The organism is Mammaliicoccus lentus, from assembly GCF_002902755.1.
Lineage (GTDB): Bacteria > Bacillota > Bacilli > Staphylococcales > Staphylococcaceae > Mammaliicoccus > Mammaliicoccus lentus.
In genome coordinates this window covers 19,397-45,216 of sequence record NZ_PPRS01000008.1, presented here as the reverse complement: position 1 = coordinate 45,216, position 25,820 = coordinate 19,397, and the positions used below count along the sequence as shown (strand labels likewise).

The 25,820-nt window shown below is 31.6% G+C and carries 24 protein-coding genes; 9 read left to right on the top strand and 15 right to left on the bottom strand.

What is annotated here, in order from left to right:
- Positions 1-179: 179 nt before the first annotated feature.
- The 4 genes from CD135_RS04535 to CD135_RS04520 all read right to left on the bottom strand — a co-directional run bounded on the left by CD135_RS04535 (position 180) and on the right by CD135_RS04520 (position 4,507).
- Entirely contained in the window at positions 180-1,001 is an 822-nt protein-coding gene (locus tag CD135_RS04535; RefSeq protein ID WP_026023726.1) for a TerC family protein, read from the bottom strand.
- Positions 1,002-1,217: 216 nt separating this feature from the next.
- The gene (locus CD135_RS04530; protein ID WP_103268898.1) at positions 1,218-2,780 is read right to left on the bottom strand and encodes a peptide chain release factor 3; all 1,563 of its coding nucleotides are present in this window, start codon (positions 2,778-2,780) and stop codon (positions 1,218-1,220) included.
- 13 nt (positions 2,781-2,793) lie between these two features.
- Positions 2,794-3,033, bottom strand: coding sequence for a YueH family protein (locus CD135_RS04525; protein ID WP_017000856.1), 240 nt, complete (start codon positions 3,031-3,033; stop codon positions 2,794-2,796).
- Positions 3,023-4,507 (bottom strand): UDP-N-acetylmuramoyl-L-alanyl-D-glutamate--L-lysine ligase, encoded by a 1,485-nt coding sequence (locus tag CD135_RS04520; protein ID WP_070045147.1) that lies wholly within the window; start codon positions 4,505-4,507, stop codon positions 3,023-3,025. Before CD135_RS04520 ends, CD135_RS04525 begins: the two co-directional genes overlap by 11 nt.
- A 130-nt stretch (positions 4,508-4,637) precedes the next feature.
- Between CD135_RS04520 and CD135_RS04515 the strand changes: the two genes are divergently transcribed.
- From CD135_RS04515 to ltaA, 5 genes are all read left to right on the top strand, one after another.
- Positions 4,638-5,354 carry an ABC transporter ATP-binding protein gene (locus tag CD135_RS04515; RefSeq protein ID WP_017000858.1) on the top strand — a complete coding sequence of 239 codons (717 nt, stop codon included), beginning with the start codon at positions 4,638-4,640 and terminating at the stop codon, positions 5,352-5,354.
- Positions 5,347-6,480, top strand: coding sequence for an ABC transporter permease (locus CD135_RS04510; RefSeq protein WP_103268897.1), 1,134 nt, complete (start codon positions 5,347-5,349; stop codon positions 6,478-6,480). Before CD135_RS04515 ends, CD135_RS04510 begins: the two co-directional genes overlap by 8 nt.
- 9 nt (positions 6,481-6,489) lie before the next feature.
- Complete coding sequence (locus CD135_RS04505) at positions 6,490-7,134, top strand: TetR/AcrR family transcriptional regulator (protein WP_103268896.1); 645 nt, start codon at positions 6,490-6,492, stop codon at positions 7,132-7,134.
- 107 nt (positions 7,135-7,241) lie between these two features.
- Complete coding sequence (locus CD135_RS04500) at positions 7,242-8,417, top strand: diglucosyl diacylglycerol synthase (protein ID WP_103268895.1); 1,176 nt, start codon at positions 7,242-7,244, stop codon at positions 8,415-8,417.
- Positions 8,395-9,597, top strand: a complete 1,203-nt coding sequence (gene ltaA, locus CD135_RS04495; RefSeq protein ID WP_103268894.1) for a lipoteichoic acid biosynthesis MFS flippase LtaA — start codon at positions 8,395-8,397, stop codon at positions 9,595-9,597. Before CD135_RS04500 ends, ltaA begins: the two co-directional genes overlap by 23 nt.
- 111 nt (positions 9,598-9,708) lie before the next feature.
- Here ltaA and CD135_RS04490 read toward each other — a convergent pair whose 3' ends face one another.
- The 3 genes from CD135_RS04490 to CD135_RS04480 all read right to left on the bottom strand — a co-directional run bounded on the left by CD135_RS04490 (position 9,709) and on the right by CD135_RS04480 (position 12,638).
- The gene (locus CD135_RS04490; RefSeq protein ID WP_017000863.1) at positions 9,709-10,215 is read right to left on the bottom strand and encodes a 2'-5' RNA ligase family protein; all 507 of its coding nucleotides are present in this window, start codon (positions 10,213-10,215) and stop codon (positions 9,709-9,711) included.
- A 35-nt stretch (positions 10,216-10,250) separates the two neighbouring features.
- Positions 10,251-11,000 carry an alpha/beta hydrolase gene (locus CD135_RS04485; protein WP_017000864.1) on the bottom strand — a complete coding sequence of 250 codons (750 nt, stop codon included), beginning with the start codon at positions 10,998-11,000 and terminating at the stop codon, positions 10,251-10,253.
- Between the two features lie 78 nt (positions 11,001-11,078).
- Positions 11,079-12,638, bottom strand: a complete 1,560-nt coding sequence (locus CD135_RS04480) for an alanine/glycine:cation symporter family protein (RefSeq protein WP_017000865.1) — start codon at positions 12,636-12,638, stop codon at positions 11,079-11,081.
- Between the two features lie 361 nt (positions 12,639-12,999).
- Between CD135_RS04480 and CD135_RS04475 the strand changes: the two genes are divergently transcribed.
- Positions 13,000-14,112 carry an AI-2E family transporter gene (locus tag CD135_RS04475; protein WP_017000866.1) on the top strand — a complete coding sequence of 371 codons (1,113 nt, stop codon included), beginning with the start codon at positions 13,000-13,002 and terminating at the stop codon, positions 14,110-14,112.
- 408 nt (positions 14,113-14,520) lie between these two features.
- Here CD135_RS04475 and fabI read toward each other — a convergent pair whose 3' ends face one another.
- The 7 genes from fabI to CD135_RS04440 all read right to left on the bottom strand — a co-directional run bounded on the left by fabI (position 14,521) and on the right by CD135_RS04440 (position 21,389).
- Positions 14,521-15,294, bottom strand: a complete 774-nt coding sequence (gene fabI, locus CD135_RS04470) for an enoyl-ACP reductase FabI (protein ID WP_016999367.1) — start codon at positions 15,292-15,294, stop codon at positions 14,521-14,523.
- A 150-nt stretch (positions 15,295-15,444) separates the two neighbouring features.
- Positions 15,445-17,286 carry a cation:proton antiporter domain-containing protein gene (locus CD135_RS04465; protein ID WP_064204861.1) on the bottom strand — a complete coding sequence of 614 codons (1,842 nt, stop codon included), beginning with the start codon at positions 17,284-17,286 and terminating at the stop codon, positions 15,445-15,447.
- A 10-nt stretch (positions 17,287-17,296) separates the two neighbouring features.
- Positions 17,297-18,679, bottom strand: a complete 1,383-nt coding sequence (mgtE, locus tag CD135_RS04460) for a magnesium transporter (RefSeq protein WP_103268893.1) — start codon at positions 18,677-18,679, stop codon at positions 17,297-17,299.
- Between the two features lie 50 nt (positions 18,680-18,729).
- A complete protein-coding gene (locus tag CD135_RS04455; RefSeq protein ID WP_070045152.1) occupies positions 18,730-19,572 on the bottom strand; it encodes an RluA family pseudouridine synthase in 843 nt (280 codons plus the stop codon).
- A gap of 3 nt (positions 19,573-19,575) precedes the next feature.
- Positions 19,576-20,379: an NAD kinase gene (locus CD135_RS04450; RefSeq protein WP_016999371.1), complete on the bottom strand. Its 804-nt coding sequence runs from the start codon at positions 20,377-20,379 to the stop codon at positions 19,576-19,578.
- 12 nt (positions 20,380-20,391) lie between these two features.
- Entirely contained in the window at positions 20,392-21,027 is a 636-nt protein-coding gene (gene yjbM, locus CD135_RS04445) for a GTP diphosphokinase (protein ID WP_103268892.1), read from the bottom strand.
- A 5-nt stretch (positions 21,028-21,032) separates the two neighbouring features.
- Positions 21,033-21,389, bottom strand: coding sequence for a UPF0738 family protein (locus tag CD135_RS04440; protein WP_016999373.1), 357 nt, complete (start codon positions 21,387-21,389; stop codon positions 21,033-21,035).
- Between the two features lie 135 nt (positions 21,390-21,524).
- On the opposite strand from CD135_RS04440, the gene CD135_RS04435 reads away from it, so the two are divergent.
- From CD135_RS04435 to CD135_RS04425, 3 genes are all read left to right on the top strand, one after another.
- Entirely contained in the window at positions 21,525-22,103 is a 579-nt protein-coding gene (locus CD135_RS04435; protein WP_103268891.1) for a CYTH domain-containing protein, read from the top strand.
- Between the two features lie 95 nt (positions 22,104-22,198).
- Positions 22,199-22,558 (top strand): globin domain-containing protein, encoded by a 360-nt coding sequence (locus CD135_RS04430; protein WP_064211107.1) that lies wholly within the window; start codon positions 22,199-22,201, stop codon positions 22,556-22,558.
- A gap of 20 nt (positions 22,559-22,578) precedes the next feature.
- Positions 22,579-23,367, top strand: coding sequence for a DsbA family protein (locus CD135_RS04425; protein WP_016999376.1), 789 nt, complete (start codon positions 22,579-22,581; stop codon positions 23,365-23,367).
- A 621-nt stretch (positions 23,368-23,988) separates the two neighbouring features.
- On the opposite strand, the gene pepF is transcribed toward CD135_RS04425, so the two are convergent.
- On the bottom strand, positions 23,989-25,794 hold the full coding sequence (gene pepF / locus CD135_RS04420; protein ID WP_070045154.1) for an oligoendopeptidase F: 1,806 nt from the start codon (positions 25,792-25,794) through the stop codon (positions 23,989-23,991).
- Positions 25,795-25,820 lie beyond the last annotated feature (26 nt).

The window sequence follows — 25,820 nt, the reverse complement described above, 5'->3', positions numbered from 1 at the left end:
ATCAACTCCATATTTATAAAAAAATAAAGCACTTCGCATAATTTAATTAATAATGACAAAAACTAAATTAACGAAGTGCTTATATCAAACTTTTTTCATTACTAGTAATTCTACCTATGGTGGGCTACGAAGTTTTTAGCAAAATGAGAACTCTATCTCACTCCCTCGTAAATAACTAGTTATGAAGATTTTTTATTATGTCGAACTGATGTAATCCAGCCGATAATCACTAATGCCAATAAAACTGTCCAGAAAATAGACTGCCATACAATACCATGTGGGAAATCATGTGGTATCAATGCAATTTCATCGTGTGCTAATACGATAACGAGTAGCTTTATACCTACCCAACCAACTATAGCGAAAGCTGCTGCTTCTAAGTTCGGATATTTATTTAATAATTCTACGAAATATGTTGCAGCGAATCTCATAATGATTACACCCATCATACCACCGATGAACATTACACTGAATTGTCCTAAGTCCATTCCGCCAAAATGAATACCTAAAGCTGGTAATGTAACCGCGATTGCAAATGCCGCTAACATAGAGTCTATAGCAAATGCGATATCTGCAAATTCAACTTTTAATACTGTCATCCAGAAGTTCTTCTTCAATTTATGATGACCTTCACTATCAGAAGGGAATTCTTCTTCGGTAAAGTTCTCATCACTTTCTTCAACATCATCGGGCGTTTTAATCTCTTTATCTTTATGCTTTTTAAAATCTATTAAGTTCTTAACAGACATATAAATAAGGTAAAGTGCCCCTGCTGCTTGAATTGGCCAGAAATTAGCCAAGAAACTGATTAAGAATAACGAAATAAAACGGAAAACAAATGCACCTAATAAACCATAAAATAATGCCTTTTTCCTTAAATCTTCAGGTAAATGTTTTACCATTACTGCCATTACAACTGCATTATCTGCAGCTAATAAACCTTCAAGAAAGACCAATACGACTAAAACCCAACCATAGCTGAGCAATAAACTTGGATCCATCATCCTCACACTCCAATTTTTATTTTGCAAAACAAAAGAGACCATGCCTAATAAAAGGCAAAGGTCTCACTTAACATTTATAACATGCCCATATTACCGGAAACTTGCGTTTCGTAATGACGATAATATGCTAGAATTTACATTCTAAAGTTACTCCCCTTCGACAAAGTCGTAGGTCTATTTAGTTTTCTTCGTTATTATACATTGTTTTTTTGTTTATAACAAACTATATAATTTAATTTCTGGGAATTTATCTTCAAACCATCTTGTAGCAAATTCATTTTCAAATAAGAATACGAAATTATCATAACGATCTTTTACTAATATTGAACGGCTAGAGTTCATATTATCTTTAATATCTTTTTCGTTTTCAATCCATCTAGCTATTTTCTTACCAACTTGTTCCATTACAACGTCAACATTATATTCGTTTTTCATTCTATGTTCGAATACTTCAAATTGTAGCTGTCCAACAGCACCGAGTATAATTTGGTTCGTGTGTAATGTTTTATACAACTGAATAGCACCTTCTTGTACTAATTGTTCAATACCTTTATGGAAATGTTTTTGTTTCATAACGTTTTTCGCACTAACTTTCATAAAGATTTCAGGTGTAAACTGTGGTAAATTTTCGAAATGGAATTTCTGATTATTTCCTACAAGTGTATCTCCTATTTGATAATTACCAGTATCATACAGTCCGATTATATCCCCACTCACTGCATGGTTAACAGTCTGTGTATCATCAGCCATAAATGAAGTTGAACGTGTGATTTTATGTTTTTTCTTCGTTCTTTGCAATGTTACATCCATACCTCGTTCAAAGGCTCCACTCACGACACGCATAAATGCGATTCTATCTCTATGTTTTGGATCCATATTTGCTTGAATCTTGAATATAAAGCCTGAAAAATCTGTATCAAATGGATCAACTACTTCACCTTCTTCGGTCTTTCTACCATTTGGCATTGGTGCATGGTCTACATAGGCATTTAAGAAGTTTTGTACACCAAAGTTAGCTAATGCAGAACCAAAGAATACAGGTGTTAACTCTCCAGCAAGCAACATTTCTTTATCGAATGTTTCACCCGCTTCTTCAACTAACATCAATTCGTCAATAGCTTGTTCAAACTGTGAATCATTTTTAATTGGATGATCTTCTTCTAATTCATAATCATCATTTAAATGTAGTACATTTTCTTCATCTCTAAATGGCTCAATAGTTTTCTCTTCTCTATCTATAATACCGAAGAAATTTTGACCCATTCCAACTGGCCAGTTCATAGGATATGTTTCAATTTCTAAAGTTTTTTCAATTTCTTCAAGTAATTCAAATGGTTCTTTACCCATACGGTCAAGTTTATTAATAAACGTAAAAATAGGGATTCCTCTCATTTTACATACTTTAAATAATTTTAAAGTTTGGGGCTCTATCCCTTTAGCACAGTCAATTACCATGACAGCACTGTCTACAGCCATTAATGTTCTATATGTGTCTTCCGAAAAGTCTTCGTGTCCTGGTGTATCTAGAATATTGATATTATAGTGATCGTAATTAAATTGCATAACAGAGCTGGTTACTGAAATACCACGCTCTTGTTCTACTTTCATCCAGTCACTCGTAGCAAATTTTCCTGACTTTTTACCTTTAACGGTACCTGCTTGTCTTATCGCACCACCGAATAGTAATAATTTCTCTGTTAACGTCGTTTTACCGGCATCTGGATGCGATATAATCGCAAAGGTTTTTCTACTTTCTACTTCTTCTTTTATTTTCACAATTCATTTCTCCTTATAATTCGGATGTCCAATGGCTAATTCTATTCGCTAATTCGTTTGCGTCTTCTTCATCTAATACATTAAATAAATGTAGGTATAGATGTTCAATTAATGATTCACCGAATAAGTCATAATCGATTTGGATAGACCAAAATAAATCTGGAATAGAAATAACAAAGTATTCTTCCTTTTTATTCTCATATATAAAAACTTTGCATTTTAAGTTATCAGAATGACTTTCTCTAATCTTCACTAGGTTTACCTCCATATTTTTCATAAGCTGCTTCTAGACCAATTAAATCGTCTCTATGAGGTGCTTTAATATGTCCTGGCATAATTTGGTAAGGTTCTCTTCCTTTTGATGCTAATACCACTGTATCTCCTGGTTCTGAAATTTCAATAGCGTGTCTAATACCTTCTGCTCTATCTTCAAATTCTACATAGTTTTGGTGTGTCGCTCCTTTAGCTAATTCTGCTGTTAACATTTTCGGATCATCATTTGCTGGATTATCCGGTGTAAATATAACGTAATCTGCTCGACAACTTATTTTACCCATTTCAGGTGTTTTTGTTAAGTCTCTTTCTCCAGCCATACCTATTAAGAATATCAATTTTTGCTTAACAAAAGGTTTTACAGCATCAATTAATTTATCGATACCATCAGATGTATGTGCATAGTCAATAATTAAATCAATCGGTAGGTTTTTATCTAATACTTCTAAACGTCCTTCAACTGGGGGCATCTGTTTAACAGCTTTAATGATTTCTTTTAAATCATAACTTTGCACCCAAACACCAAGAAGGCTCGCTAATAAATTAAGAATATTGAATTTACCTAAATACGGAGATTCAACTTCATATTCACCAAATGGCGTTGTTAAAGTAAATGTCGCGCCATTGATAGATTCATTAATATTTTGAGCCATAAAATCAGCTTCATTGTCTATTCCATATGTAAATATTTCAAATGGAGTAACCGGCTCTAGCTCTTTAGAAAAAGCATCATCAGCGTTCAATATGACAAATTTGTCTTTTCTATAGTCTTGGCCTAATTGGCTAAATAATAATGATTTGGCATGACCATATGCTTCCATTGTGCCATGAAAATCTAAATGATCTTGTGTTAAGTTTGAAAATATCGCAATATCAAACTCTACGCCTCTTAGTCTACCTATTACTAGACCATGACTAGATACTTCAAAAGTCATGCTTTCACATTCTTGCTTAACAGCCTCGGATATATGTTTAGTTAATGTAACTGTTTCTGGTGTCGTGTTCACACCCTCCGTTACAGTTTCATTAATTTGAAACCCATTTGTTCCAAGATAAGCACTATTTTTACCAAGCGCTCTAGTTAAATGATGTACCATCGTTGCTATTGTCGTCTTACCATTCGTTCCAGTAACACCTATTGTTTTTAATTTTTGGCTTGGATATTCAAAAATTATATGGCTAAAAATACTTGCTATTTTTAATGTATCTTTTACAACAATTAATAGTACTTCTTCAGATAATTCAATATATCTATCGCTTACGATTACAGTACACCCTTGTTCAATAACATTAGGGATAAATTCATGACTATCTACTGTATAACCTCGGGAGGCTACAAATATAGATTTTTCAGTTGCAGTTCTAGAATCAGTTGTAATATCGTTTACTTCTTGGTTTGTATTCCCATAAACTTGCTTTAATTTTATTTTGTTTAATAACGTCTCAACTTTCATCGTTATTTCTCCTTTATTTTCAATAGGTCTATTATACACTTTCTTTATATGATTTTATAGTTTTGACTTAAGATATATCTAGTTGTAATATGAGTGAGTACTCACTTTTAAATTAAAAGAGGTGTTCAAAATGATAAAAGTAGATAATATAACTAAGTCATACGGAAAAGTTAATATATTAAATGATATGACAACACATTTTGAACCAGGTTGTATCACAGGTTTAATTGGCCCTTCTGGTGCTGGTAAAACAACGCTCATAAAATGTATTTTAGGAATGGAAGCCATTGATTCAGGTAATATTACGATTGAAGATGTGGACATACCTAACCGTAAAATTTTACGTTCAATTGGATATATGGCGCAAAGTGATGCATTATACGAAGATTTAACTGCTTACGAGAACATGTTATTCTTTGGAAAATTATATATTACTAAAGAACAAAATTTACAAACTAATATACAACGTGCTTTAGAGATGGTGAATTTATATAATGAACGCAAGAAAAAAGTAAGTGCTTTTTCTGGAGGTATGAAAAGAAGACTTTCACTCGCTATTAGTTTTATTCAAAACCCAAAAATATTAATTTTAGACGAGCCTACTGTAGGTATAGACCCAAAATTAAGAAAATCTATATGGAACGATTTATTTGAGGAACGTAATAAAGGAAAAACGATACTCGTCACGACTCACGTGTTAGATGAAGCGGATAAATGTGACAGACTATTATTAATGAGAGACGGCAATATTATTTCTTACGGTTCACCTGATGAAATAAAATCATCATTTAAAGTCAACACGATAGAAGAAGTTTTTCTTGAGTTAGGAGATGGTGTAGATGCTTAATATAGCAACAAGAATATTTAAACAAGTGTTGCGAGATAAACGTACACTAATGCTTCTGCTCGTTGCCCCACTGCTCATCTTAACATTAATTTATTTCTTGTTTAATTACTCAGATGAATCTAAAGAGTTAAAAATCGGCACGTATCAAGCTAATGAACATTTAATAAACCAATTACATGATAAAAACATTGAAACAGTTCAATATGATGATTATAAAAATTTAAAAGATAAATTTAAAAATGATGACCTAGATGGTTTTGTAGAAGAAAGTAATCACGAGTATTCTATTACTTATGAAAATTCAGACCCTAGTGTAACGAATCAATTAAAGTTAAAGGTTAATCAAATTTTAGTCAGTAAAAATATCAATCAGTTAACAAATGCGTTAAATAATCAAAGTAAAATGTTAAGTGAAATAACGAAAAAGTTACCAGACAACATAAAACAAGATTTACCTCAACAAGACAAACCAAAAATTGAAAAAATTGAAACATCAAATCACTATTTGCATGGCAATAAAGATACGAATTATTTTGATACAATCAGCCCAGTTTTAATTGCATTCTTTGTATTTTTCTTTACCTTTTTAATTTCAGGTATTTCCTTACTGAAAGAAAGAACTTCAGGCACACTTGACCGTACACTATCCTCTCCAATTAAGAAATATCAAATTATTATAGGTTATATAATTGGTTATGGTACATTTGCTGTTATTCAAACAGCATTAATTGTTATTTATTCAATATATGTATTACAGATGACAACAGAAGGAAATATTGCGCTCGTATTTATAACAAATATATTGATTTCATTTATTGCTTTAACTTTAGGCTTGTTATTATCAACTTTTGCATCATCTGAATTTCAAATGATTCAATTTATACCTCTAGCTATTGTTCCACAAGTGTTTTTTGCGGGTATAATACCAGTAGACTCAATGCACAAAACATTGCAATATATTGCACATATAATGCCGCTTTATTACGCTGGCGATGCAATCCAAAACGTTATGATCAGAGGTTATGAAATATCAGATATATATGTGAATTGGATTATTCTCTTCCTAATATTTGTCTTGTTGCTAGTCTTAAATATATTAGGTATGAAAAGATATCGGAAAGTGTAGGTTTATATTATGAATCGCTCTATTAAAGAAATTATGAACGAACAACTAAAAAAGCAATCACAAATAAGTGAAAAACAAAAAGCAGTATTAAATAGCGCAACGGTATTATTTAGTGAACGTGGATTTTATAATACCTCGACAAAAGACATTGCGAGAATGGCAAAAGTTTCTGAAGGCACTGTATATAAACATTTCAAAACAAAAAATGAATTATTATATGCAGGATTATTACCTTTATATAAATCGGTAGTTGCTCCTGAAGTGTTAAAAGAATTCAGTTCAGAATTATCAAAATGTGATAATTTAGATGCATTTATTGACACATTTGTAGATAATAGAATAAAATTCATTGATAATAATAAAAATATAATAAAAATAATTTTTGGAGAAATAATGTATAATACAGATTTTCGTAATATAATGACTGATGTTGTTAAGCAATCAATCGGACCCACTATTTCTCAATATATTCAAAATTTAAAAGACAATAATCAAATTGATAAAGATATACCCGCTGATTTAGCCTTTCGAATGATGGCTAGTCAAACGATTAGTGTGATGTTACCTGTATTACTTTCTCAAGATTACTCAAAATCAAAATTAAATAAAAATATCATATTAACTAAACAATTATTGATAAAAATGTTGAGATAATCATAAGAAACTGTATAGATTATGTAATAAATGCAATATCTTTTCACAAATTAAGGAAAATACGTTAAACTATCATAGATAATAAATACAAATACGGAGTGTGGCTAATGGTTTCTCAAAACAAAAAATTATTGATTATTACCGGTTCTTTTGGTAACGGTCATTTACAAGTAACGAATAGTATTGTGAAACAATTTGGTGAAATGAATCTTGATCATTTAACTGTCATTCAACATGATTTATTTCTTGAAGCACATCCTATTATGACTTCTATTGCGAAACAATGGTACATTAATAGCTTCAAATATTTTAGAAATATGTATAAATTTTTCTACTATAGTCGTCCTGAACAAATAGATAAGTGTTTTTATAAATATTATGGATTAAATAAATTGTTAAATTTACTAATTAAAGAGAAACCTGATTTAATATTACTGACTTTCCCTACGCCAGTAGTATCTGTTTTGACTGAACAATTTAATTTGAACATACCTATTGCTACAGTTATGACTGATTATCGTTTGCATAAAAACTGGGTTACACCACACTCAAATCGCTATTATGTAGCGACTAAAGATTTGAAAGAAGAGTTTAATTCAATAGGTATCGACTCAGAATCGATTAGAGTTAGAGGAATACCTATTTCAAAACAGTTTGAAGAACCTATCAATCGACATGCTTGGTTAATGAAACAAAATTTAGATCCAAATAAAAGCGTTATATTAATGTCCGCTGGAGCATTTGGAGTTTCTACAGGTTTTTCATCTATGATTGAAAAAATTGATGCGCATGCTAAAGACTCTCAAGTAGTCATGATTTGTGGAAACAATAAATCTTTACGCTCTGATTTAGCTCAATACTTTAAAGGTAATAAAAACGTACTTATATTAGGTTATACAAAACATATGAATGAGTGGATGGCTTCTAGCCAACTGATGATTACGAAGCCTGGTGGTATAACAATATCTGAAGCGTTTGCTAGACACTTACCATTAATTTTTCTTAACCCTGCTCCAGGACAAGAACTAGAGAATGCTGAATACTTTAGTGAAAAAGGATATGGGAAAGTTGCTAACACACCTGAAGAAGCTACTAAATTAGTTATTTCACTTGTAAATCAACCTGAAGAACTTAAAGAAATGACACAACTACTAGAAGAAAACTATTTAGAAAAACCAACTGAAACAATTTGTAAGGATTTACTTTCATTACTAAGCGATTCACTTACTTACAATGAAATTTATGGAAAGGTCCCTATGTATGCCAAATACTTCATCAGGTAAATCATTCTATAAAAAAGATTTTTGGATAATGCTCGTCATTTTATTTATGATGGAATTTGCTAGAGGTATGTATATATTAAGTTATTTACCATTTCTACCAACGACTACAGCGAAAGTGACTGTTGGTATTACTTCTACAGCAATTTCTTTACATTTTATAAGTGACGCGTTAACAAATTTCGTAATTGGTTTTCTATTAAAAAGATTCGGTCCAACTGTAATCTTAACTAGTGGTTTTTTATTAGCATTTACAAGTTTAGCATTAATTATTTTCTTCCCATCACCTGTTATTTATATTCTGAGTGCTATTTTACTCGGAATTGCAGTCAGTCCTATATGGGTGATTATGCTTTCAAGCGTAGAAGAATCATCACGTGGTAAACAAATGGGTTATGTTTACTTTAGTTGGTTAGTCGGTATGCTTTCAGGTATGATATTTATGAATTTATTATTCAAATTACATCCAACTAAATTTTCATTTATGATGGCAATATGTGTATTAGTCGCTTGGGTATTGTTCTACTTTGTTAAAGTACAATTGACTGATTATGAAAATAAATCTGTAAAAAAACAATTAACAGAAATTGTAGATGTTACAAAGAGACATTTATTATTATTCCCAGGTATATTTTTACAAGGTGCTTCAATAGGAATGCTTGTTCCAATATTACCAACATACGCAACTAAACATATGGGTGTAACAACCTTAGAATATACGATTATTTTGATAGTTGGTGGTATTGGTTGTACAATTTCGATGCTATTCTTTTCAAAACTGATGGATAAATACGCTAAAGTATTTACTCATATCATTATTTTTATAGGCTTCTTAGCTTACAGTTCATTTATTTTTGGATTAACTTTATTAACACAGCTATTTATTGTTATAACAATCGCCCTATTAATCGGTACGATTTACGGCCTATTATTGCCAGCATGGAATACATTTATGGCTAGTCATATAGATACAAAAGTACAAGAAGAAACATGGGGTGTATTCAACAGCGTACAAGGTTTTGGTACGATGATTGGACCTATACTAGGTGGCGTTATTTCAGAAATATTCGCTGACGTATACTATACAATTTATGCTTCAAGTTTAATTTTTTTATTCTTAGCTTTATTTTATGGTATATACTTTTTAAATGTCCGAAGAAAGAAAAGATCAAATACTATATAAAAAAACAGAGGATATCCATTTTAAGTGGAATATCCTCTGTTTTTTTATTGAACAATTAAGTTCTAGAATAATCTGTTTAAATAATATAATTATGTCTTATATTGTTTAATTTTATCCTAATGTATAAGATGCTTCTTCAGACCATGTTTCATCGTCATTTTGTTTCATTAATTTAATAGTATCAATTGTTTCTGAATGATTGATACCAGCCATTTTAACTTGCCCAAAGATGTCTTCAAACTCTTGGCTAGAAAGACCTTGTGCAATTGTAAAATGTGGGACAAATGGATGTGTGCTTTCACCATAGAATTCACTATTATTAAATTCATTATACAATGCTTCTAATTCATCTGTTTTTGTTACTTTAAAGTATATTACGTTTTTAGTTGGCGTAAAACTAGACGCCTTTGATACTTGAATGTTTACTGGTTGATGTTGTTTAGCAGTTTCCGCAAGTCTATCTTTAACTTTGTCTAGTTCATTGTCTTCAATGTCAAACTTTTCTTTAATAGTAATATGCGGACTAATTAACGCATAGTGTTTATCGTATCTTTTACGATAAGCATTCACTGCTTCTTGGAATGGTTTTGATGGAATAAGTACGATGCCTAATTTCATAATGATACTTCCTCCTTTGTTTGTCTTCTATTTTATTATATCAAACTTTTCTGTTTTTGATGACTTAAAAAGTAACTTAACATGTCTTCTAAGTGTGGTTTCCATGTTTTCCATGTGTGCCCACCCTCTAATTCTCTATATTCGTAAGTTATGTTATATTTTTGTAAAAGTTCACTAAAAGCTCTATTTGGCGTAAGAAAATCAGCATAATTGCCACTAATCAGTTTAAAATGATTTTCTTCTTTTCCAATATAATGTTTAATGTTTAACAACCCTAATGATGAGCACGCTTTAAATTTTTCTGTAACGGTATCGTTAATCATTGGACTAAATAAACCTAGTTGACTAAAATGATGTGGGTATTCTAGACCTGTTAATAAAGCAATGCTTGCTGCTAAACTATCGCCTAATAGTATTCTAGCATTTCCCACTTTCAACGTAGAAAATGTTTTATCAATATAAGGACAAAGCTCTTTCACAACAAATTTTGACATTTCTTTTCTATGCGAACCATCTGGATGAAATTCTTTTCTTCTTTCTTCGACACTTTCATAGTGAACACCTACTATGATTGCTTTATCTATTTGATTCGCAGATCTTAGCTTTTCATACGTTCGATGTATTTGGCCGAATTGGAAGAAATCACGACCATCAAAAGTAATAATCACATGATGTTTATACAAATCTGTATAATCTTTGGGTAAATAGATTGAGACTGTCACTTCCCTTTCTAAAAATTTACTTTCTAAATTAATTTGATCAACTAGACCTACTTTTTTATCCATAAAAAACGCTCCCAACTATACATATAAATACATTGTACAGTAGAGAGCGCATATTTGAAAGCGTTTGATATTTATAAATTATTCTTTAATATCAAATTCTTTTAAACGTTTTGGATAATCTTCATGCCAAAATTTTGCATCTGGAACTTCATTTGGATCGGGTCTATATATTGCATATTTTCCTGAACCTTTTTCTTTCTTTTGCCTTTCGAAATCTTTAAGTGCTCGTAATGCTGGTTTGTGTAGTATCCATATTGCAATAATATTTAACCACGCCATCATACCAACACCTAAGTCACCCATCATCCATGCTACATCCGCCGTTTTAACACAACCATAAATTGTGGCAGCTATGAGCACTACCCGCACAAGATTTATCCATATTTTCTGCTTGTCGGAGGGGACTATAAAGCTGACGTTGGTTTCTGCAATATAGTAATATGCGAGTATAGTTGTGAAAGCAAAGAAGAATAACGCTAATGCGATGAAATATGAACCTATTCCAGAATAGCCTGGACTAAATGTGTAGTCATCTCCTGAGAATGCTTTATCTATCCCTGCTTGTGCATACATTGCTGTACCACTCACATCTTTACTACCATCAGCACTTTCTACATAAATTCCATTATCATGAATTAAATGTGGCGATCCATCTTTATTTGTAGCACCATCTGTAGTATTAAATGTACCAGTCATTAAAATCATTAATGCTGTTGCTGTACACACTAATAATGTATCAATATATACAGAGAACGCTTGTACTAATCCTTGTTTTGCTGGATGTGAAACTTCTGCTGCAGCAGCGGCATGAGGCCCAGTACCTTGACCTGCTTCATTTGAGTACAGTCCACGCTTTACACCTATCTCAATCATGGCACCAAATATACCACCAAATGCTGCTTCAGCTCCAAAGGCTGATTTAAATATAAGCGCAATTAACGAAGGAACTGCATCTATATTAAGAATAATAATTAATATTGCAAAACCTATGTAAATAATAGCCATAAACGGAACAACTGCCGTTGCTACATTTGCAATTGATTTAATACCACCAAAAATAATTAACGCTAGTAATATTGCTAAAACAATAGCTATAATCCACGCATTCAAACCGAATGCATTTTTCATTGAAGAGGCAATCGCATTTGATTGAACACCAGGTAATAACAATCCTACTGAAAGTATTGTAACAAGTGCAAAAATAACTGCGTAAATTTTTCCTGCTTTACCCTTTATACCAGTTTCTATATAGTAAGCAGGACCCCCACGGTATTGACCTTTAATTTCTCTTTTATAAATTTGGCCGAGCGTTGATTCGATGAAAGCTGAACTAGCACCTAAGAACGCGGTTGCCCACATCCAAAATACTGCACCAGGACCACCGATGAAAATCGCTGTCGCAACACCTACAATATTACCAGTACCAACACGACCAGCTAATGAAACTGCTATCGCTTGGAATGAAGAAATACCTGTAGGTGATTTTTCCCCTTGAAACATTAACCTTATCATTTCTTTAAAATGTCTAATTTGAAAAAATCGCATCATAAATGAGAATAAAATTCCTGTAAGTAATAAACCATATACAAGGGCTTTACTCCACACTATATCATTGGCAAAGCTAACAATAGATTCCATAATAATCTCCCCTTTGTTGTAAGCCTGTAAGATAATTTCTGAATTCTGAAAATTTGGAAATTATCTTGTTATGATTATACCATGTATAAAAACACAATCAATATATTTTTTCACTTAATAATTATAATATTTGTAAGCGTTTTCTTTGTTGATTTAATCTTTTTTTATATTAATATAGTTTAAAATACTATTAACTTTCTATTCATGAAAGATTAATATTTATTCTAATCCGTACAACTTAAAATTAATATAGATTAATTTACGAATATAGATTTAAAAGTATTTCCAATTGTCATTGTCAATTTTCATTTTTCGCTTATAATATAATGGTATACAAAACTAGATTAAAGGAGGTACGCTCTTGTTAAATAAAGCTTGGTTCCGTTCAGGAATCGCCATTCTCCTAACATTTCTAATCATAAAAGTATTTATGGAAATTAATCAGATTTTTTATCCAATCATTGTTATTGTTCAATCGATTTTATTACCTTTATTATTAGGTGGTTTCTTATTCTATATTTGTTTACCATTCCAAAAAATGTTAGAAAAAAGAAAAATACCTAGATGGGGCAGCATCACTATTTTAATGATTGCATTAGTATTCGTTATTATGTTGTTCATTTCTATAGTTGCACCTCTAGTAACAGATCAAATTAACAATTTAATTAGAAACATGCCTTACATCCAGCGTGAAGTACAAAATGCAGTAGATTATGCTTTACAACAAAGAGATAGACTACCAGATAACATTTCTCAAAAAATTAATGACTCTATAGAAAGTATTAGTGGTATTGTGACAGATATGCTTTCAAACTTATTTGGATATATATCTTCATTAGTATCAACACTTTTCTTATTAATTTTAGTACCTTTCTTCTTAATATATATGTTGAAAGATCATGAAAGATTTATCCCGTTTATCGCTAAACCATTTAGAGGACGTACAAAGTGGTTCGTAGTTAATTTATGTAAAGACATTAACCAAACGCTACAAGCTTATATACAAGGCCAAGTAACAGTCAGTTTAATCTTAGGTGTCTTACTTTATATCGGTTATACATTTGTAGGCTTAGACTACGCTCTATTACTTGCCTTGCTCGCATTAGTAACTAATATGATACCATTCCTGGGACCATGGTTAGCTTTCATACCAGCAGCCATTATTTCAATAATTCAAGACCCAGTGATGTTTATATGGGTAAGTATTATTACGTTAATTTGTCAGCAATTAGAAGGTAATGTTATTACACCAAATATTATGGGTAAGACTTTAAGCATTCATCCCCTAACAATTATTACTGTTATATTAGCAGCTGGTAATTTAGGAGGATTCGTAGCTATTTTAATTGCTGTACCAACTTATGCTGTTATTAAGACAATTGTTAGAAATGTATACACACATAGACAATCAATAAGTTCAACAGCATCGAGAACGGTAGAAGATGATCCAATAGTAGATAATGATTTAAAATAATGACTATTTAAAAAGCCGAAACACGGCGTTCGTGTTTCGGCTTTTTTAGTGTACGCTGCCCTTCTTTCAAGCTATATTCATTTTGCGGTTCGATAATTTATTTTATCGGCCTGTATTTTTGCGTTTGCGGGTCGATAATTTATTTTATCGGCCTGTATTTTTGCATTTAAGTCTGAAACATTACAATGTATCAGACCTCTTTATTATAGTGGCAGTAGCTAATTAAATTGAAAATGCACTTATATCAAGCTTTTTTCAATCCTAGTCATCCTGACCGGGGCGGGGTTACGAAATCTCTCTCCCATTTTAAATATCATTTCATATAAATAAAAACTCACAATTCGAAGGTTAAACAACAACGAATTGTGAGCACTATTTATGAGACTAGTATACTTCCCAAACTAATAATTATTTTACGATATGATAACCTGAATCAACATGAATATTTTCACCAGTTACACCGCTAGAGTAATCACTTAGCAAGTAAGCAGCTGTTTTACCTACTTCTTCTGTGTCTACATTGCGTTGTAATGGCGCACGTTCTTCAATTTCTTTAAGGATAGAGTTAAATCCACCTACACCTTTAGCACTTAAAGTACGGATAGGTCCTGCAGAAATTGCGTTAACACGGATATTATCTGCGCCTAAATCACTTGCTAAATATTTAACATTTGCTTCTAAACTTGCTTTAGCTACGCCCATAACATTATAGTTAGGAACAGCGAATTCTCCGCCTAAGTATGTAGTAGCAACGATACTGCCACCTTCAGGCATAAGTTTTTTAGCTTCTCTTGAAACAATTGTTAAAGAATAAGAACTGATGTCTTGTGCAAGTAAGAATCCTTCTCTTGTTGTATCACTAAATCTACCACGTAAATCTTCCATATTAGCGAAAGCAATTGAATGATAAACGCCATCTATTTTACCGAACTTATCGCCTATTTCTTTAAAAGCATTTACAACGTGATCGTCTTGTTGAACATCGCATTCATATAAATATGCTTCATCTTGGTTTTTTAGTTCGTCGAATAATTTTTCAAGTTGATTTTTACTACGTTCTTTTCTGTAAGTAAATACTAATTTAGCACCAAGTTCATCTAATACTTTTGCTACGCCGAAACCAATACTTCTCTTATTAGCAATACCCATAATGACATATGTTTTTCCTTCTAAATTAAACATTCATTTAACTCCTTTAATATGTATATTATTCTTTACATTCACTGGTAATGATACCACTGGTCATACCACCTGACAAGCATAATACCTTTATTTTCATTTAGAAAAAAGCAAAAATGAGAAGCAAGTTTCACTCCTCATTTTCACTTTAAATCAAATGAATTCCATATCTTGTTTTAGTTCTGATACATATTCTTTCGAACCTGTAACAATCAGTTTATCTCCATATTGTAATTCTGTATCACCATGCGGTACGATTGAATCTTTTCCTCTAATAATTCGTACGAAAATGATATCGCCTGCAAAAGGAAATGAACGTAATAACACATTGTGGTAACTGTGATTTTTCATTTCGATTTCATATAGTGATGTTTCTACGTTACTTAATAAGTTCAGTACGTTTGGAGATTCAATTAAACCTTTAAGTAATATCTTATTACTTAAGAAACTACTAAAGAATTCAATGTTCTTATCGTGTAATTCATCATCTTCTGAAATGTTTTCTTGCTTACAAATAATTCGTTTAACACCATGTTTATGAGCCATTAAAGCTACTTTTTTATTAATAGCATCATCATTTGCAGAACAAACAATGATATCTGATTTAAATAACCCAAGCTCTATTAGTTCTTCTTCAACATAATCATCTAACTCATGTGTTTTAATACTTTCATCTAAATTACGATGATCAGCTAAGTCTTTTCTAAAGAACATAGTCGTTTGATATATGTGTGAATGAATACTTTGAGCAACTGGTATAGACAGTTGGTTTTTACCAATGAAACTTACTTTAACAATTACTTTAGTTTCTTCTGGTATTGGGAATAACTTCTTGAATACTATTGGTACAAACACACATGTTATAACTGCACTTAACACAAGTATACCTGAGATTTCAGGTGAAATAGTGCCTAATTGTTCAGCAATTTTAGCAGCTGCAATTACAAGAGAAAGTGTTGATGTTAATAAAAATGCTGATGAAATTGTTGTTTTCATATCATACCATTTTCCAATAATACTTACTGGTATTAATTTTGAAATTAAGAAAGCAATAAACAATAAAGGTATGATAAGCAACAAGCCTGGTTCTTTTATTAAAGAAGGTATGTTTAAATTTACACCGACCATGATAAAGAATATTGGTATGAAAAAACCATATCCAAATGAATCTAATTTCTCTATCATATCTTGATCTGGACCAAGCAATGAAACAATAACACCTGCTAAGAAGGCACCAAGTATATTTTCAGCCCCTACGCCTTCAGCTAAAGCAACCAATAGTATAATAAGTGCAAATACTGCTCTTATCCCTATTTGTGTTGTTCCTGAAGTTAACTTTTTTAAGAACGGTGATTTAATGAAATAGCCACCAATTATGTAAAATACAATTCCAAATGCGATTAAAATCGTTATTAACCATAGCGGTGAATCACCTTTTGCGTTTATCGTACCGTAAACAGTCAATAGAATCATCGTTACTAAATCTGCTACAACTGCTACTAGTAAAATAAACTGACCTATGCTCGTATGCATAATATTCATTTCTTTAAGCGTTGGAACAACTACGCCTAGACTTATTGTTGAAATGATAATAACCATAAGTAAAACATCATCGATTAAACCTGTCCATTTAAATACAAATGCTAAAAATATAGATAAAATCATAATCATTGAAAAGACGATAGTCATTAAAGATAAATTGCTTGGAATTTTATTCGCTTCTTCATCTTCTGAATGTTTCTTTGACTTAAATGCATTGAAATCAATTTCTAAACCACTTAAAAACATCAAAAAGATAAATCCAAGTGTAGATAAAATGGATAACCAAGCATCCTCTTTAACTAGACCAAATAAAGAATCACCAATTATAATCCCCATTATAATTTCGGCTACGACTACAGGTAAGAAAGATATTTTAAGTCTATTGACTAGTATAGGGGTTAAAAATGCTGCTACTACCACTATTACTAGCGAAGTAAAACTAGAATGTTCCATATTTTTCTCCTTATATTAAATATGACATAAATGCAGTTGCTAAACCAAAATATATTAACATACTAATAATGTCATTAATTGTCGTTATAAACGGGCCGCTTGCTACTGCAGGATCTATATTCATTTTATTCATAAACATAGGTATGATTGCTCCCATTAATGTACCAACTGTCATTGCAATTGTAAGACTGATGGAAACAATCAACGCCAAAACTGGCTCTCTGTATAATAAAATAATAATTAGAAATAAACTAAGTGCACAGCAGAAACCAGTTAATAAACCGGAGCCTGATTCACGTAAAGCGAGCTTGAATTTGCTTTGCTCATCAATTTCCCCTGTGGATATATTACGTACTGAAACGGCTAAAGATTGCGTGCCTGAGTTACCACTCATACCACTAATTATTGGGATAAAAGCTGCTAATAAAGCTACTTGAGATAAGGTTTCTTCGAATTGGCCTAGTATTGATGCTGTAATCATACCTAATACTGTTAAAATTAATAACCAAGGTAAACGTTTCATTGCTGTTTGAAACACAGTATCGTTAGTAGAGTCTATATCAGACACACCGGCCAATTTAGAGTAGTCTTCACTTGCTTCTTCATCCATAACATCTAAAATATCATCGATTGTTATAATACCTAATAAATGATCTTGATAATCAATAACAGGTAATGCAATTAAATCGTAATCTCGCATCGTTTGAGCTACTTCTTCTTGGTCATCTGCTACATTAGAACTAATTACACGTTCACTCATAATTTCTTCGATATATGCGTCGTTTTCTGCGACGATTAAATCACGTAGTGAAATGACACCAGCTAGTTTTTTATTCTCATCTACAACAAAAATAACGTAAATTGTTTCTGCTTGAGGCGCTTGTTCTTTTACATAAAACATAGCTTCCTTTACAGACATTGTAGAATAAACTGAAATGTATTCTGTTGTCATGATACCGCCGGCAGTATCTTCTTCGTAATGAAGTAACGCTTTAATTTCACGTGCGTCTTCCCGGTTCATAAGCGTGAGCAAAGTGGCAACTTTATTCCTAGATAACACGTTTAGAATATCTACTGCGTTATCGTAAGACATATCACTTAACATTTCACTCGCGTAATTGGCATTCATATTTTGAAATATTTCTTCATATTCTTCGTCATCTAATTCAGTGGTTTCAAAGAAATCCGCAACTTCATTAGGTGAAAGAAATTGATATATTTTTTGCTTAAAGGTGTCATCACATATTTCAAAGTATTCACCTTGATCATAAGTATGTAAGCGTAAAAATTCTTCTCGAAATTGATCAATATCATTGTTCTCTAATAAAGCATCTAACTGTTCTTTATCAAATGCTTCATCTTCGACATATTGCTCATTATTTTCGTTTGCCAATCTTGCCACCTCCTCTTAAAAAATTCAATTCATTATAGCACATCTACGTATTATAAGTGATAATGGACATCATCTTCAATATAAATTTTTCTTTTCGTAATTGGGTGTTCAAATTCCACAACATGACATTGTAATAGCTGGTGAGAGTAAGCTGTTTCATCAGAACCATACAAATTATCTCCTACAATAGTATGGCCAATGTGTGAAAGGTGAACACGGATTTGATGTGTTCTTCCGGTAAATAATTGTAATTTTAATAATGAGCGCGTATCTTTTTGGTTCAATAATTCGTAATATGTATGCGCAAATTTTCCCGAATCAGAAACTTCTCTTTCTATAATAGAATGTCTCGCTCTCGCTATAGGTGCAATGATATCGTCACTTTTTCGTTGCACTAAACCATGAACAATTGCTAAATAATATTTATTAATAACCGTTTGTGACATCATATGGTGCAATAGTTGATGTTTCGTAAATATAACTATACCACTTGTCCCTCTATCTAAACGTGTAACGATATGTGGTATTGTTTGTTCTTCATTTTTATTCATATGGTATAGCACCGCTTCAACTAAACTATTGTGCGGGTGTTCTCTCGAAGGTGCTGTATTAATGATAGCTGGTTTAGACACTATAATTAACCATTCGTCTTCATATAATATATTTAATGTAATATCACAAGGCTCTAAATTAATGCTTGGCGTTTCATTCGGTAAACATACTTCTACTTTATCCCCCTGTTCTAATACTTTTCTTACAGTTGCATGTTCCCCATTAACAAATAAAGCACCATTTTTCTTAATGGCGCTTAAACTCTTTTTAGATATGCCTTTGTCATATAAAAATGTCTTTAACAACATAGTCGATGTTGCATTATATTGTAAAGTTTTCATATGTTAATCCTCATTTGAGATAAATGAATCATGCACTCTTTTCCAAAATGGGAAAGGTCTGAATCTAGCAAATCTCACTTTTTCATTTGCAACTCTATATTGTATAGACTCAATATTTTTATGTTTAACGTTAACATGATCAATCGTAACTTGTAATGTATCTTGATTAACTGGATGTATGTGACAAACGTGATGTTTAGGTAATACTAGTGGTGATCCAACTGTTCTAAACACTCGGTTGTTTATAGACGCGATTTCTGCAATTTGCATTGCTTCTAAAGATGGATGTATTAAAGCACCACCTAATGCTTTATTATAAGCAGTTGAGCCAGACGGTGTAGATACGCATAAACCATCACCTCTAAAGCGTTCAAATTGTTCTCCTCTCAATACTAAATCCACAACTAATGTCGCACCATCATCTGTTTTGATTGTCGCTTCGTTCAAAGCAAGATATCTTGTTTCATATCCACCCTTTTTATAACGAACAATTACTTCTAACAATGGATACTCTATTACTTGATATGTAGAGTTATTAATTTCAATAATAAGTTTTTCAACTTCATGCGGTAGCCAGTCAGCGTAGAAACCTAAATGTCCTGTATGTACGCCGACAAAACTTACATCCCCTAGCATGTGACTATACTGGTGAAATGCTTGCAATAATGTACCATCTCCACCTACCGAAATTACAATATCAGGAGATTCTTCATCTTGAACCATATTAAAATCAGTCATATGGTTTTTCATTTTGTACATTAACGCATTAGACTTAGAGTCACCTTTTGACAAAATATTATATTTCACAGCATTCACCCCTCAATCATGATTATGTTTATTGCTTTTCTGTCTAGAATAATATTTTTGAGCTTCTTGAATTTCTTCACGAATTTCAGACATTTCCTCATCTAATAAAAATGCTGCTTCTGCTGCTCTTTCAAGCCTATTCCTTATTTCTGGAGGATAAGCACCGTCATACTTATATCTTAAAGTATGTTCAATTGTTGCCCAAAAATTCATTGCTAACGTTCTAATTTGTATTTCAGCCAAAACAGTTGTCTTACCATGTAATGTTTCAATAGGATAGTTTATGATGACGTGGTATGAACGATATCCACTTTCTTTAGTGTATTGAATATAGTTTCGTTCTTCTACCACTTCAAAATCTTGACGTTGTCTTAGTAATTCCACAACAACATCTATATCATCAACAAATTGACACATCATTCTTAAACCTGCAATATCATACATTTCTTCCTTTAATCTATCGAAAGGTATGTTACGCTGATTTGCTTTATCAATAATACTTGAAATTGGCTTTACGCGACCTGTAACAAATTCTATTGGCGAAGGTCTATCTAAAGATTCGTATTGTTTACGTAACCCCTTCAATTTAATCTTCAACTCGTCAATTGCTTGTTTATATGGTGCCAAAAATTCGTCCCATTGATTCATAACCATCACTCCGCTTTGTTTAATTCAAATGCTTCTTCTACAGAAGCGACAAATGCTTTACCATAGTTGTGATTATCTGCGATGTTGTCTAGTAAAAATTCCATTTCTTCTTTAAATGAAGTTAATATTAAATGATCGTTCACGATGACCTCTTTATCAAAATTCTCGTGAATCATTGACCATGTTTCTTCGACAAATAATAAATAATCATATTGCTCCCCACTGTCTAGCATATATACAAACGCAAGATTATCGCTATCAACAATCATATGTTCAGCCGGCTTTAATCCATCAGTTGGTTGGTCAGTATAACATTGTATTTGATTATCATTAATTTTAATTTCATTTACATAAATACGCATGACTGTTCCTCCTTATTCCCATTCATTTTAACACATTTTAATTTAAAGATTCATAACATGACTCTATTTTTACATAATTACTTGTTTAACCTATTATCTTCTATAATAATAGTATTAAAGGAAGTGTTAAAGACAATGGGACAAGAATTAGAAATAGAGTTTAAAAATTTACTTACTCGAGAAGAATATTCATCATTAAAACAATATTATTTTAAACAAAACGAACCTTTTAAACAAACAAATCACTACATAGATACAGAAAACCACGATATCATTTCTCAAAAAATGGCACTAAGAATACGTGAGAAAAACAAGCAATATGAAATGACTTTAAAAGTACCACAAAAAGTGGGTTTACTAGAGTACAACGAAGTAGTAGACAGTTTACCACCAATAAATGAACCGTTAGACAAACATTTTTTACCAAAAAATATTTCTGAAATATTAAATAAACAACAAGTTCCCTTAAATGAACTAAAGCTCTTGGGCGACTTAACCACATATAGATTAGAAAAAAGCCTAGATACAGGCCTTCTCGTTTTAGATCATAGCGAATATTTAGGGAAAGAAGATTTCGAATTGGAATTTGAAGTAACAGACTATAATAAAGGAAGAGAAGCCTTTTTAGAGCTACTTGCTGAACATCAAATTGAAAATCGTAAACCAGATAACAAAGTGAAACGCTTTTTTGACGCCCAAAGTCAATCAACATGAATTTGTTTTGATTACAAGTCGAATTACTTTTAAATATATAAGAACATGTTATATTAATATTATCAAGATTGAAATAAGCAAGAAAAGGTGAAATTATGACTCCATATGAAGTAATCGACCCCAAAGATTTATACGACATGATTGATCACTTTTATTACCTTGTAGAAAAGGATACACGGATTAATCATCTTTTCCCTGGTGACTTTGCAGAAACAAGTCGTAAACAAAAACAATTCTTAACACAATTTTTAGGTGGTCCTGCTTTATATACAGAAGAACATGGACACCCTATGTTACGTCAACGTCACATGCCTTTTAAAATAACAACTAAAGAACGAGATGCATGGTTAGAAAATATGGAAAAAGCACTTACGACATCTCATTTAGAAAGAGATATACAAGAATATTTATTTGAAAGACTTAAGCTAACTGCAAATCACATGGTTAACGCTTAATATAGTTGAAGGTGGATAATATGGCCGAAGAATTAAGATTAATCCATGCTAATGAACAAAGTAATGCTGATTTAACACCAGCAAGCAAAATAGAAATATATTCATTTTTCGATCCATTTTGCGAAGATTGTTTTAATCTTTCTTCTACATTAGCAAAGTTAAAAATAGAATATCAAAAATACGTAAAGATTCGTCAGATTTTGAACCCATCTCTTAAAGTATTAACTAAATGTCAGGCTCAAAGTACATGTGAATTTGATAATATAGCACTAGCTTTTAAAGCTGCTGAATTACAAGGACATAATCGAGCTACAAGATTTTTAAATTTAATTCAGAATGAGATTATACCTCATGAAAAAATTATTACAACAGAACTTATTAGAAAATGCGCTTTTAAATCGGGAATAGACTTATCTGTTTTTATAAATGATTTAAAAGAACAAGCTTTAACAGAAAGTCTACAGACGGACATGCATATTGCTCGAGAAATGGATGTAAATATGACACCTTCCCTTGTATTCTTTAATGAAGATATACATTCAGAAGGTTTAAAAGTCGAAGGAACATATCCTTATCATATTTATACGTATATCATTCAAGAATTAATCGGGACAGAAGTTGAGAAACAACTTCCACCTAAACTAATCGAATATATACAATCACAAAAACTCGTTTCCGAACAAGAAATAGCAACAATATATGAGTGGCCAGAGAAAATTGTAAAAAGAGAACTTAAAAAATTACAATTACAAGGTTACATTGAACAACAAGAATCTATTCATGGAGACTTCTGGAAATATAAGAAATGAAATTTACAAACTGAGCCTTGGACAATAAGTTTATTAGACTCAAATCAAACGGGATTGGGAAAGCATTATAAAAACAGCCAAAATTCTTTAGATAATAAGAATTTTGGCTGTTTTTGTATGAGGAGCGATGATAATTCACTTTTATTCAGAAATCTAGGGATAAGAAGTACTCTATGTTGCACGTTGAGCTACTCTTGCAACTTTCAGGTCACTATTTTTATATTATTGATTCGCAAAATCACATTCTTACTTATTAATACCGAAATAAAAAAGGATTTATCCGTAGGTTTTCACCTAATGGATAAATCCTTTTAATTTGAGTATGAATTTTAATCACCCATACTCATGCATGAAAGATTAATTAATCTTTTGGGCTATTGCCTAATAGATAACTTTTGGGATGTTAACTATGAACGAATAAATAAAAAACACCGTGTCTGATTACACGGTGCTTAAACAAAGGGGATGGGAGAAATTTTTCACTTCAAACAAAGGGGTATGTTTGTTATGTGATTAATTTCATATACGTAATATAACATGCTATGTACACATAATTCAACAGAAAACATCGTATTTTTCTATTTGTCACACACTTGTCATATTGGAAACGTGTACATGCTTTTATTCGCCTTTAACCAGTTTTTCAAAGGCATTTAATTTCTCTTCAAATACTTCCATCGCTTCTTCGATTGGTTGTGTAGATGTCATATCGACACCAGCTTTTTTCAATACTTCAATTGGATAATCTGAGCTTCCTGCTTTTAAGAATTCATTGATATATCTTTTAACAGCTGGTTCGCCCTCTTCTAAAATTTGTTTGCTTAATGCTTGTGCAGCACTATATCCTGTAGCATATTGATAAACATAGAAATTATAATAGAAGTGTGGGATACGAGACCACTCTTTAGCAATATTGTCATCTGTTATAACAGCGTCACCAAAATACTTTTTATTAAGTTCAGCATATTCATTATTTAATCTTTCAGCCGTTAAAGGTTCGCCGTCTTCTACAATTTTATGGATTAAATATTCGAATTCAGCAAACATTGTTTGTCTGAATAATGTTGCTCTAAATCTTTCAAGTTCTTGGTTTAATAAATATTTACGTTTTTCAGGATCTTCTAAGTTTTTATCCATGTATTCACTTAAAAGTGCTTCATTTGTTGTAGATGCAACTTCTGCTACAAAGATTGAATAATCACTTTCATTTGATAATTGATGTTTACGACTAAAGTAACTATGAGCAGAATGTCCGAATTCATGAATTAGCGTAAATAAGTCAGAAATTGAATCTGTCCAGTTTAATAAAATAAATGGATTAGTTAAATGTGCACCAGATGAATAACCACCTGAACGTTTACCTTTATTCTCATAAACGTCTACCCATCTATTATTCAATCCTTCTTCAACAACTTCTATATATTCTTGCCCCATTGGTTGTAATGCTTTAACCATCCAATCTTTAGCTTCTTCGTAAGGCATATCAAATGAAGAATCTTGAACTAATGGTGTATACATATCATACATATGCATTTCGTCTAAACCTAATAATTCTTTTCTTAATTCTGTATAACGGTGTAATAAAGGTAGATGTTTATGTACAGTTTCAATTAAGTTATCGTATACATCTTCTGGTATGAAATTATTAGATAATGCTTGTTGTCTAGCAGAATCATAATTGCGTACTTTAGAACTGAATATAGCTGTTTTTACTTTACCACTTAAAGTAGCTGTTAAAGTATTATTATGACTACCATAAGCTTCATATACATTATCGTATGCTGATTTTCTTAATACTCTATCTTCAGATTCTAATAGTTTTATATATGTTCCTTGCGTTAATTCGTGTTCATTACCATCTTTATCAATTGCTGGTTTAAATGTTAAATCAGCGTTATTGAACATACCGAAAACATTACTTGGCGTTTGCAATGCTTCGCCCGCTTCAGCTAATATTTTTTCTTCTTTATCGCCTAAAATATGAGGTCTCTTTTTATTTAATTTTTCAATATCAAATTGGTATCTCTTTAATCCGTCATGTGATTCAACGAACTGATTTAATGTATCTTCATCTATAGACATTAATTCAGGTAAAATAAAGCTCCATGCACTTGCAAATTTATTAGCTAAAGTTGCAGCTTTTGCTTCATATCCAGCGTATTTATCATTAGCAGTATCTTGATCGTGCTTTAAATGTGCATAGACATATACTTTACCTAATTTCTCGTCAATTTCACTATCTAATAATAGAGCGTTATATAGTGTTTCAGCATTATCTTTCAAATGTCCTTTATACTGTTGTTCTTTCCCTAAATAAGACTCTAATTCATTGAAAGCTTCTTCGTATGCTTCATCTGAAGAAAATATTGTTGTTAAATCCCAAGTGTACTTTTCTTCTTGTTCTTCCCTAGTAATTAATTTTGCCATATTAATAGCCTCCTTTGACATTCATA